Source organism: Mucilaginibacter sp. UYNi724 (assembly GCF_054057495.1).
The window spans coordinates 125,598-137,326 of sequence record NZ_JBSRZI010000013.1 but is presented as its reverse complement, the minus strand read 5'-3'; the positions used below and the strand labels follow the sequence as shown (position 1 = coordinate 137,326).

Below are 11,729 nucleotides of genomic sequence, written 5' to 3'. Positions count from 1 at the left end.
ACAACAAAAAAGCTCAAACATCTTTGGTGAATGTTTGAGCTTTTTTATCAATGTTTGTGTAATCAAAAACAGTCAACCTATTTCAGGACTACTCATGAAGTAATATCTGATAAATTTGAGATGCAGTGATACCCCGACGGTGGGCAGAATACAGCGTGTTTTAAAAATGGAAACATATAAAATTACTTTACGGATTGTGTTTATAATAACAGCGGTGTTGTGTGTTCTGACGGGGATAGTCGCTCTATTCGGAGGAGGATACTATCAATCTGTAGGTATATTTTTATTTTATTTTAATTTCATCAATTTACCATTATTCGTAACTTTTATTTTTGTGGTATTATATCAATGCCTTTTCAGAAAAAAGCCTATTTCTTTTTTTAAAACCGAACTGATTTATTTTTTGATACAGATTGTTGCCAATGTTTTCCTCGCGTTTTCATGCCCGCATTGCTAAATCATCTCCCTATCTAAGCAATTATAATTCGTTTAAAACTTTCAACTGTTTCACCAATTGGTTCGAATTCTGTCCAGTCTGGGGAGCAAAGCCCCGCACGTTCGCGGGGCTTTTTTTTTGCCCAAAAATCTTATTATTGTTTCGCCAGTTCAATGAGCAAAGCGGCATCATCCAACGGGGCATGTAATCTTATATTACATTGACTGCCGCATTTAATAAAGTTATTTCCAATACGTATTTGAAAGTTACAACGGAGACCAGACGCCTGCCAACAATAAACTGGAGTTTATAAACACTACCATTGTTGACGCTATCGTAATCTCTGGCGATACTGGTTTTAGGCAACTTTGGCAGAAAAAAAATATAATTTTATAAAATGCAACAAAGGATACTCATTGTTGACGATGAGAAAAAATTAAACGGCCTGCTTACCCGGATTATTGAGCTGGAAGGATATAAAGTTTTTCAGGCATACACGGGCAAAGAAGGCCTTAAATTATTAACGCAGGAAGACATCCTGGCCGTTATCAGCGATGTTAAATTACCTGATATAAATGGTGTGGAACTGGTTAAACAGATCAAGGATAAAAAACCATACGTTGAAGTGATCAACTTAACGGCTTTTGGCACCATTGCCGATGGTGTATTGGCTATTAAAAACGGCGCTTTTGATTATATAACCAAAGGAGACGATAACGACAAGATATTGCCGATGCTGAGCAAGGCAATAGATAAGGCAAAATTACAATTACAGCTCTTTCAACTTCAGAGAAAAATTGTTAAGCAATTTACGTTCGAGGGAATCATCGGGCATTCAAAAGCAATAGCCGCGGCTATCGACCTTGCAAAAAGAGTTTCCGTAACTGATACTACTGTTTTATTATTAGGAGAAACAGGCACAGGTAAAGAGGTCTTCGCAAACGCTATCCATTATAACAGCGCCCGGAAAAACCTAAACTTTGTAGCTGTAAATTGTAGCTCGTTTAGTAAGGAACTATTGGAAAGTGAACTATTCGGCTATAAGGCCGGTGCATTTACGGGTGCCGCCAAAGATAAAAAAGGCTTGTTTGAAGAAGCCGATAACGGAACTCTTTTTCTGGATGAAATAGGCGAAATGAATATAGACCTGCAAGCAAAGATATTGCGGGTTATAGAACAGGGGGAATTTATTAAGGTTGGTGATACAAAAACAACTAAAGTAAACGTGAGGATAATTGCCGCTACCAACAGAAAACTGGAGACAGAAATTAAAAGTGGCCATTTCAGGGAAGATCTGTTTTATCGCTTATCTGTTTTTCAGATCAACCTGCCATCGCTGAATGAACGTAAAGATGACATCGGCTTATTAGCTAAGCACTACCTGAAAGAGTACACCCGGAAGGTAGGGCAGAGGATCAATGATATAAATCCGGATTTTTTGCACCGACTGGAAAAACATAATTGGAAAGGGAATATCAGGGAGTTAAAAAACATTATAGAACGTGCAGTAATAATTTGCGACGGTGCCATACTGACGCCTGATTTACTCCCGCTGAATTTTTATGATGACGTAGAAGCAACCGCCTCATCTTATACACTCGCTGCTATCGAAAAAAACCACATCAATAAGATGTTGCATTTTACCAAAGGAAATAAAGCAGAAACCGCACGCCTTTTAGATATAGGGCTGACGACACTTTACCGGAAGATCGACGAGTACCAGTTAGGCAAAGAATAATCCTCAAAATTGGCTTTGTTTCATTACCGATATGAAAAAACCCTTCCAAATTGGAAGGGTTTTTTTTATGTCTTTTATTTTGGGGCGCAAGAATTAAGTGTTAATGTGTTGATTTATAGGAAACTAATTGAACCGCCGTTTTTGTGGCACCTCTTTGGTAAAGCGCCTTGTAAATTAATTAAACATCATGGATGTAATACTAACAATAGCCTATGTGCTTGTCTTTATCGCCTTCTTTTGGCTGCTTTTTAAAACCGTTAACTACTTCGAAACCATCTAATCATGATCGCATTATTCATCGTTGCAATTGCCGTGTTTATTTACATGGTTTATGTACTGCTTAAACCCGAAAAATTTTAAACTATGAACACCGAATTATCCGGAGTAGTGGTCATGTACGTGATCACCATCCTTTTAGCCATCCCTCTTGGCAGGTACATTGCAAAAATATTTAACGGCGAAAGCACATGGCTTAATTTTATGGCCTCGCCGGAGCGCTTCATCTTTAAATTAAGCGGGATTAATGCTGAAAAGGAAATGAACTGGAAACAGCACCTTAAAGCGTTGCTCACCATAAATTCGCTTTGGTTGTTCTATGCTTTTTTCTGCCTGCTGTTTCAAAATCATTTGCCTTTAAATCCAGACGGTAACCCAAATCAAACGCCAGACCTGGCATTTAACACGGCGATAAGTTTTATAACCAACACCAATTTGCAGGATTATTCGGGCGAGACCGGCGCTACCTATTACACGCAGTTATTTGTATTTACCTTTTTGCACTTTGTAAGCGCGGCCACCGGCTTTGCAGCCATGATGGTAGTATTTAAAGCAATGAAAGATAAGGTGACCGATAAGTTGGGCAACTTTTGGGATTTCTTTTTAAAGAGCATAACAAGGGTGTTATTACCTATAAGTATCGTGGTAGCTATTATCCTTTCATTTAACGGTACGCCAACCAGTTATAAGGGGAAAGATACCCTTATAACTTTACAGGGTGATACAGCGCGGGTATCTCGCGGCCCGGCTGCCGCCATGATTGCCATTAAACAGGTAGGGACAAATGGCGGCGGTTGGTTTGGTGCCAATTCTTCACACCCTTTAGAGAATCCAAATTACCTGACCAACATGGTAGAGAACATCAGCATCACGTTAATACCTATAGCGTTGGTGTTTTCATTAGGTTTTTACTTAAAAAGAAGAAAACTATCATGGGTGATATTTGGTGTGATGGCGGCAGGCTTTTTCATAATGCTTATTCCGTCTATTAATGCCGAGCTGAAAGGCAGCCCTGCTATAACAAATATGGGTATCGATCAACGTGGTGGCGCCATGGAAGGTAAAGAAGTACGCTTTGGCGCTATCGCATCCGCCTATTGGGGCATATGCACCACCGCTACCTCCAACGGATCTGTTAACGCCATGCATGATAGCATGATGCCCATAACCGGTGTATGCCAGATGTTTGATATGATGATCAACGCGTTTTATGGAGGTATTGGCGTAGGGTATCTGAATTTTTACATTTTTATCATCATCGCGGTATTTATCTCCGGGTTGATGGTTGGGCGAACCCCCGAATTTATGGGCAGGAAGATAGAAACCCGGGAAATGAAAATCGCATCCCTGATAGCACTTTTGCACCCATTTATGATCTTGGTAAGTACAGCCACGGCATCATACTTACTTGTTCATTATCCTAATGCGGGTTGGGCGGTTAAACCGGGAACATGGCTGGCTAACCCGTCGTTTCACGGCTTTTCCGAAATGCTTTATCAATTCACATCCAGCGCCGCCAATAACGGTTCCGGTTACGAAGGTTTAGCCGATAACACGATATTTTGGAATATTGGGTCGGGGGTTGTAATGTTTATCAGTAGATTTTTACCAATCATCGGGCCACTTGCTATTGCCGGTTTATTGGCTAATAAAAAGTTCATTCCGCAATCTGCCGGTACATTGAAAAGTGACAGCGTCACATTTGGCATCATGATATTTGCCGTGATCTTTATTGTTGCTGCACTATCATTTTTCCCGGCGCTGGCATTAGGCCCTATAGCCGAGCATGTTTCCGTTAAATAATTTTAGATCTAAAGAAAATGAAATTAAATCAAAATACATTGTTCCAGGGCGATCAGGTAAGGGAGGCTTTCAAGCAATCTCTTATCAAACTGGATCCCCGAATATTAGTGCGCAACCCGGTAATGTTTACAGTAGAGGTTGGTACTTTAGTGATGCTGTTTGTAACCTTATACTCGGTAGTTAATAAGGGCCAGGGGAGCTTTGGTTACAACCTTTCTATCTTTATAGTATTACTGCTTACTGTATTGTTTGCCAATTTTGCCGAAGCTATTGCCGAAGCCAGGGGAAAGGCCCAGGCCGAAAGTTTGCGAAAAACCCGCGAAGAAACACCTGCCCGTTTGTTGGTGAATGGTAAAGAAACGCAGGTAATGTCTTCCCAGTTAAGAAAAGGCGACGTGTTTATTTGCGAAACCGGCGATAACATCCCTACTGATGGCGAGATCATCGAAGGTATAGCTACTATCGATGAGTCAGCAATTACCGGCGAATCAGCCCCGGTAATACGCGAGTCGGGTGGTGATAAATCATCCGTAACCGGGGGTACCAAAGTATTGTCAGACCGCATAAAAGTAAGGGTAACTACCCAGCCCGGCGAAAGCTTTCTGGATAAAATGATAGCGCTGGTTGAAGGAGCATCGCGCCAAAAAACACCAAACGAAATTGCCCTTACAATTTTATTAGCCGGCTTTACGCTGATCTTCGTTATTGTTTGCGTTACCTTACAACCCTTTGCCAGTTATGCCAATACGCCAATTAGCATAGCTGCATTCATCTCGCTCTTTGTTTGCTTGATACCTACAACTATCGGCGGCCTTTTATCTGCCATTGGTATTGCGGGTATGGATAGGGCGTTACGTGCCAACGTGATAACAAAATCAGGTAAAGCGGTAGAAACCGCCGGCGATTTAGATACACTGTTATTAGATAAAACAGGAACAATTACCATCGGTAACAGGAAGGCGACCAATTTTTATCCGGCAAATGGTGTTAACGAAATCGCGTTTAGCAAAGCCTGCATATTAAGTTCACTGGCTGATGAAACCCCGGAAGGCAAATCAATAGTTGAACTTGCCGAGACCTCGAAAAATATACTATCGGTTGTGGCACCTAAAAATTCGGTGTTCATCAAATTTACTGCCGAAACCCGTTCAAGCGGCTTGGATACGCCTGATGGCTTACGCATCCGGAAAGGAGCATTTGACTCTATTCGTAATATAGCTGAAAAAGCCGGAAACGTTTTTCCTGCCGAAACTGCTGAGCAAGTTCGTGTAATATCTTCTAAAGGTGGTACACCCCTGGTAGTTTCTGAAAACGAACAAATATTAGGTGTAATAGAACTGCAGGACATTATTAAACCCGGCATAGCCGAGCGTTTTGAGCGCCTGCGCAGGATGGGCGTAAAAACGGTAATGGTAACGGGTGATAACCCGCTTACTGCCCGGTTTATTGCCGAAAAGGCGGGCGTTGATGATTTTATTGCCGAGGCCAAACCCGAGGATAAAATGAACTACATTAAACTGGAGCAGCAAGATGGTAAACTGGTAGCTATGATGGGCGACGGTACCAACGATGCCCCGGCACTTGCCCAGGCTGATGTTGGCGTAGCCATGAACAGCGGCACGCAAGCCGCCAAAGAGGCGGGTAATATGGTAGACCTGGATAATGATCCAACCAAACTGATCGAGATCGTAGAGATTGGCAAACAGTTGCTGATGACGCGTGGTACATTAACCACGTTCTCTATAGCCAATGATGTAGCAAAATACTTCGCCATTGTTCCGGCTCTATTTATGGTATCGACACCTGCTTTAAAAACCCTAAATATCATGGGATTGCACAGCCCGCAGTCGGCCATACTTTCTGCTGTTATTTTTAACGCGTTGATCATACCCATGCTTATTCCGCTGGCACTAAGGGGGGTTGAATATAAGCCCATTGGAGCCAGTGCATTGTTGCGCCGCAATCTCTTCATCTACGGTTTAGGCGGTATCCTTATTCCTTTTATCGGAATAAAACTTATAGATCTCACTGTAGCATTATTTATCTAATACTAACATTCAAATTATGAAAACTTATTTTTTGCCATCCCTGAAAATCACAGTTATACTGATCGTATTATTAGGAGGTTTATACCCATTATTTATATCCGCCATAGGCAAGTTAACCCCCGGTGATGGCAATGGTGTTACCGTTGTGTTGAACGGTAAAGTAGTTGGTTATGCCAACGTAGGTCAAAAATTCACCAAGGACGAATATTTTTCTACACGTCCCTCTGCCGTTGATTACCATGCAGATGGCTCGGCGGGTTCAAATAAAGGCCCTAATAATCCCGACTATCTAAAAGATGTTCAAGCACGTATCGATACGTTTGCAAAGCACAACCCCGATATTAAACGCGAAGCAATACCCGCCGAGTTAGTTACAGCTTCAGGTAGTGGTTTAGATCCCGATTTGTCCCCAACCGCGGCGCATGTACAGGTTGCCCGTATCGCAAAAATACGCAACCTCCCTGCTGATGAGATCACCACTTTAGTTAACGAACATACCGAAAAGCCCCTGTGGGGTATGTTTGGCCCATCAAAGATCAATGTATTAAAACTAAATGTCGCCTTAGATCAGCTTAAAAAATAAATACACGCGTTTATAAAAATAATATTGCCAGCTTTAAATACCTCCTTATTAAATTACAAAATGGGCGACAGCGATAAAGACCGGTCAGTTGAGCATTTCCTGGAGTTGATCAAGCGGTCAAAAAGGGGAAAATTTAAAATATACATCGGGATGAGTGCCGGTGTGGGCAAAACCTACCGGATGCTGGTGGAGGCCCGCGCTTTACTCCGTAATGGTATTGATGTAAAAATAGGCTATATTGAAACCCATAAACGTTTTGAAACTGAAGCTCAATTACAGGATCTACCCGTGATTCCACGCCGTAAACTTTTTTATAAAGGCAAGGAACTGGAAGAAATGAACCTGAAGGAGATCATCAACAACCACCCGGATGTGGTAATTGTTGACGAACTGGCACATACTAATATAGGGGGCAGCAGTAACGAGAAACGCTGGCAGGATGTGATAGAGATATTAAACGCCGGTATAAATGTAATTAGCGCCGTTAACATCCAGCATATAGAAAGCCTCAATGACGAGGTCGAAGCCATAACAGGGGTAGCCATTACCGAGCGCGTGCCCGACCGTGTGTTACAAATGGCCGATGAAGTGGTTAATATTGACCTGACGGCTGATGAGTTGATAGACAGGTTAAAAGCCGGTAAGATATACGACATTAAAAAAGTGCCCACCGCGCTGAATAACTTTTTTCAGTCGGAACGCATTTTACAATTACGCGAGCTGGCTTTAAAAGAAGTAGCTCACCAGGTTGAACGAAAGATAAGCATTGAAATACCTAAGAACTTTAAATTGCGGCCAGAACTGTTTATGGCTTGTATTAGTACTAACGAAGAAACCGCTAAAGTAATTATCCGAAAAACGGCCCGGCTTGCTTCTTACTATCATTCAAAATGGTATGTTCTGTATGTGCAGAAAGATAACGAAAGCAGCGACAAGATAAATTTGGCGGCGCAGCGGCATTTAATCAATAACTTTAAGCTGGCTACACAATTAGGCGGCGAGTTATTAAAGGTTAAGAGCAATCATGTCGCTAAAACTATTTGGGAAACCGCCGAAACGCATAACATTACCACCATATGTTTAGGTAAACCTCAATTTAAGTTTTATCAGTTAATTTTAAAAACGGCTGTGTTTACCCAATTGTTAAATAAGATGTCAAAAACACACATCGACATTGTTATACTATCGTAATCATGAGCATTAAAAATAAACTCCGCGCTGGTATCAGCTTTTTATTTTTGTTGGCTTTACTATGTTCAGGGCTTGCTATTTTCTATCTGCAGCAATTATCAAACGATACCAGGGAAATATTAAAAGACAATTATCATACGCTTACCTACACAAAAAACATTAATAAGCTACTGGATGCGCCGGATAGCAAATATCCGAACAGGCTCAAAGATATTCAAACCAATATTTCGGCGCAGCAGCGTAATATTACCGAAAATGGCGAACGTGTTTTGACGGATTCTTTGCAGTCTTTATTTGTGCAATATCAACTTGCCACTCCAAACCAGGAGAAACGATCTGCGATAAGCCTGCAACTCCGGAATTTGATGGATGAGATCAATACTTTAAATATGAATGCCATTCAAATAAAAGACAATAAGGCCAATAATACTTCTAAAAACGCGCTTATTTTGATCGCTTTTATCGGTACATTCTGTTTTTTGGTGGCTTTTAGTTTTATGGTAAATTTCCCGGGTTATATAGCAACGCCGATCCGCGAACTAACTACCAGTATGCTGGCCATCGCTAATAAAAACTACAACAGGCGTTTGGTATTCAATTCAAAGGACGAGTATGGTGATTTAGCGGACGCCTTTAACCAAATGGCCTCAAAATTAAGCGAGTATGAAACCAGTAACCTGGCAGAGCTGTTGTTTGAAAAAACACGAATTGAAACGATCATTAACTCGATGCATGACGCGCTGATCGGTTTAGACGATAAGCAAAGTATTATTTTCGTAAACGATATAGCCTGTAGCCTTATCGGAATCCCGAAGGGTAAATTGCTTAATAAGCTTGCACATCATGTCGCAAAAGAAAACGACTTGCTGCGCAACATCATGGCAACCAATACCGTGAAAATGAAGATCTTTGCAGATGGTAAAGAAGGTTTTTTTACTAAAGAGGTTTTGGATGTAACAAACGAAAGGAAATTTTTAGGAAAGGTTATCATCCTAAAAAACATTACCGAATTCCAGCAACTGGACGAAGCAAAAACCAATTTTATAGCGACCATTTCTCATGAATTAAAAACGCCAATATCATCTATAAAAATGAGTTTGAAGTTATTGGAGGATATACGTGTTGGCGAGGTAAATGCCGAACAGCGTTCCTTATTAGAGAATATAGAGGATGATACCAAACGTTTATTACAAATAACCGGGGAGTTATTGGATATGGGGCAGTTAGAGACCGGCAAAATTCAACTCAATTTTGGAAGTACGCATCCAAAAAATATTGTTGAATACGCTGTTAAAGCGGTCAAGTCTATTGCCGATCAGCGCCATGTGAGCATAAAGGTGAACTGTAATGATATTTTGCCAAATGTAAGGGCAGATCTGGATAAATCTACCTGGGTGCTTATTAACTTGTTATCTAACGCTATAAAATACAGCCGCGAAAACGGGGAAGTTGAATTGTTAGTAAAGAAACTGAAAAAGGACATGATAGAGTTTTCTGTTCAGGACCATGGGCAGGGGATTGAGAAAATATACTTGGCCAGGATATTTGACCGCTATTTTAAAATCCCGGGTGCAACCGGCGAACAAACAGGCACTGGCTTGGGATTGGCAATAGCCAAAGATTTTATAGAAGCACAAGCTGGAAAAATTAGTGTAGAAAGTGAACTGGGTGATGGGAGTACGTTTAGATTTTTGCTGCCGGTAGAGTAATTACTCGTTTTTATTGCGATTATCTGCTTATTAGCACTATCCAATAAATTTTCTTATTTTATGTAAAACTCCACCTATCATCATCTTCAATCCCTTTTTAGCAGGTTGATTATTATCACTTGCTACAAAGTCCTGATTGATAAGCTTCTCATGTATATAATACGCATGGTTACTGGTTATACGGGTCAATTGCTGGCTGTTTATGAAGCTATCTACGCGCTTCTCAAATAAATTGCCTGCATATAGTGGAAACCGTTCTGACAGTTGATGGTAGAAATTATACACATCACCATACAGTCGCGCTGTTTCAACTAAAAAGCATTGATCTGAAAAAGAAAGGCTATAAAACCAATTATCTTCTTCTTTAAAACTTTCTGTTCGGGCCTCCTCAACGTTATTATTCCATACAGGGTTCGCTATCAATACAGTACTATCGGCATTGAACTTGTCAATAGCGCTGTTTATCCAGTTAGAGGTACTGTTTTCGGGTAAAATACAGTCGCACGTAAAGTAAAGCAGGTACTTACTTTTGCAAAAGTAAACCGCACTTAAAGGCCCCATACTATACCAATAACCATCATAATTGCCCCGGTAAAAGCTTTTGCGGGTAATTGAGAATGTCGGTAGGATCTGGTCGGCATAATCTTCACTGAAATAGTAAGCATCTATTATTTTATTTTCTACAGCTTGTTGTGCGTGTTTAGTTACAAGGTCACGGTCATAAACGTTATTTATGATCAACACTTTTTCCTTAAAACGTACATTACAGCGCTGTATCATCAATTCTAATCGATTTTCTAATAATACGCGTTTCCAATCACCCTCGTAGCAATTTGTAAAAAATGAAACGTCCGGAGATAATGGTGATTCGGTATTTGACATATGCCTTCTGTATTTATTCAGGTGCTTAAATTAGGATAAAAAGACAAATTATGTAAATGGTATTTAATTTGTCGTTCACCATCTCATGCATCTTGGAAATGTGCTAATACTGCCGTGTTTTGTATAAACCTAAGTGATGGCGTGCCGATACCTTTGTTTAACAATTAACAAAGAAAAAAAATGTCAAAAATAATTTTAATTACCGGCGCCTCTCGTGGCTTTGGCAAAATTTGGGCAAAGGCCCTTTTAGAACGTGGCGATAAAGTTGCAGCAACCGCCAGGAACCTGGCCGATTTAAACGACTTGGTAGCGGCTTACGGCGATGCCGTGTTACCTGTTCAACTGGATGTAAATGACAGAGAAGCTGGCTTTGCAGAGGTTAAGCAGGTAAAAGACCACTTTGGCCGTATAGATGTATTGATAAATAATGCAGGCTTTGGCTTATTTGGGGCTATTGAAGAAACTACCGAACAGCAAGCCCGTTCACAAATGGAAACCAACTTTTTTGGTTTGCTTTGGCTAACGCAGGCAGTTGTGCCAATAATGAGGGAGCAAAAAAGCGGGCATATTATACAGGTATCAAGCTTTTTGGGCTTGGTTACATTGCCTGTACTGGGCCTTTACAATGCATCAAAATATGCAGTTAACGGTTTAAGCGAAACATTGGCATCCGAAGTTAAAGGCTTTGGCATAAATGTAAGTTTAATTGAACCCAACGGCTTCTCTACAGATTGGTCGGGCGCTTCTGCATTCCAAACAGAGGCTACAGAAACTTACGCACCTATTAAGAAGGCCTTTTTTGAAGCTGCTACGCCGGATAGCTGGGGTAACCCGGATGCAACTACACCTGCGGTACTTGCTTTAATTGACAGCGAAAACCCACCGCTACACTTCCTGTTAGGTAAAATAGCGTATGCCGGTGTTAAACAGGTTTATGCTGATCGTTTAGCGGAGTTTGAAACCTGGAAAGAGGTTTCTGCCGATGCCCACGGTCATTAATTAATCATATAAATATTGAGCCACAATTTGCACATGCTTAATGTGTAGATTGTGGTTTATTAAT

The 11,729-nt window shown here is 40.9% G+C and carries 9 protein-coding genes; 8 read left to right on the top strand and 1 reads right to left on the bottom strand.

What is annotated here, in order from left to right:
- The first annotated feature begins 833 nt into the window (after positions 1-833).
- The 7 genes from ACVW0P_RS17765 to ACVW0P_RS17735 all read left to right on the top strand — a co-directional run bounded on the left by ACVW0P_RS17765 (position 834) and on the right by ACVW0P_RS17735 (position 9,784).
- A complete protein-coding gene (locus ACVW0P_RS17765) occupies positions 834-2,174 on the top strand; it encodes a sigma-54-dependent transcriptional regulator (protein WP_457133249.1) in 1,341 nt (446 codons plus the stop codon).
- Between the two features lie 282 nt (positions 2,175-2,456).
- Positions 2,457-2,534: a K(+)-transporting ATPase subunit F gene (gene kdpF / locus ACVW0P_RS17760; protein WP_169611101.1), complete on the top strand. Its 78-nt coding sequence runs from the start codon at positions 2,457-2,459 to the stop codon at positions 2,532-2,534.
- Between the two features lie 3 nt (positions 2,535-2,537).
- The gene (gene kdpA / locus ACVW0P_RS17755) at positions 2,538-4,253 is read left to right on the top strand and encodes a potassium-transporting ATPase subunit KdpA (RefSeq protein WP_457133248.1); all 1,716 of its coding nucleotides are present in this window, start codon (positions 2,538-2,540) and stop codon (positions 4,251-4,253) included.
- Between the two features lie 17 nt (positions 4,254-4,270).
- On the top strand, positions 4,271-6,301 hold the full coding sequence (gene kdpB, locus ACVW0P_RS17750; protein ID WP_457133247.1) for a potassium-transporting ATPase subunit KdpB: 2,031 nt from the start codon (positions 4,271-4,273) through the stop codon (positions 6,299-6,301).
- Positions 6,302-6,317: 16 nt separating this feature from the next.
- The gene (locus ACVW0P_RS17745; RefSeq protein WP_457133246.1) at positions 6,318-6,884 is read left to right on the top strand and encodes a K(+)-transporting ATPase subunit C; all 567 of its coding nucleotides are present in this window, start codon (positions 6,318-6,320) and stop codon (positions 6,882-6,884) included.
- Between the two features lie 60 nt (positions 6,885-6,944).
- Positions 6,945-8,075, top strand: a complete 1,131-nt coding sequence (locus tag ACVW0P_RS17740) for a sensor protein KdpD (protein WP_457133245.1) — start codon at positions 6,945-6,947, stop codon at positions 8,073-8,075.
- A gap of 2 nt (positions 8,076-8,077) precedes the next feature.
- Positions 8,078-9,784 (top strand): ATP-binding protein, encoded by a 1,707-nt coding sequence (locus ACVW0P_RS17735; RefSeq protein WP_457133244.1) that lies wholly within the window; start codon positions 8,078-8,080, stop codon positions 9,782-9,784.
- A 36-nt stretch (positions 9,785-9,820) separates the two neighbouring features.
- On the opposite strand, the gene ACVW0P_RS17730 is transcribed toward ACVW0P_RS17735, so the two are convergent.
- The gene (locus ACVW0P_RS17730; RefSeq protein ID WP_457133243.1) at positions 9,821-10,666 is read right to left on the bottom strand and encodes a hypothetical protein; all 846 of its coding nucleotides are present in this window, start codon (positions 10,664-10,666) and stop codon (positions 9,821-9,823) included.
- Positions 10,667-10,846: 180 nt separating this feature from the next.
- On the opposite strand from ACVW0P_RS17730, the gene ACVW0P_RS17725 reads away from it, so the two are divergent.
- Complete coding sequence (locus ACVW0P_RS17725) at positions 10,847-11,665, top strand: SDR family NAD(P)-dependent oxidoreductase (protein ID WP_457133242.1); 819 nt, start codon at positions 10,847-10,849, stop codon at positions 11,663-11,665.
- Positions 11,666-11,729: the final 64 nt, after the last annotated feature.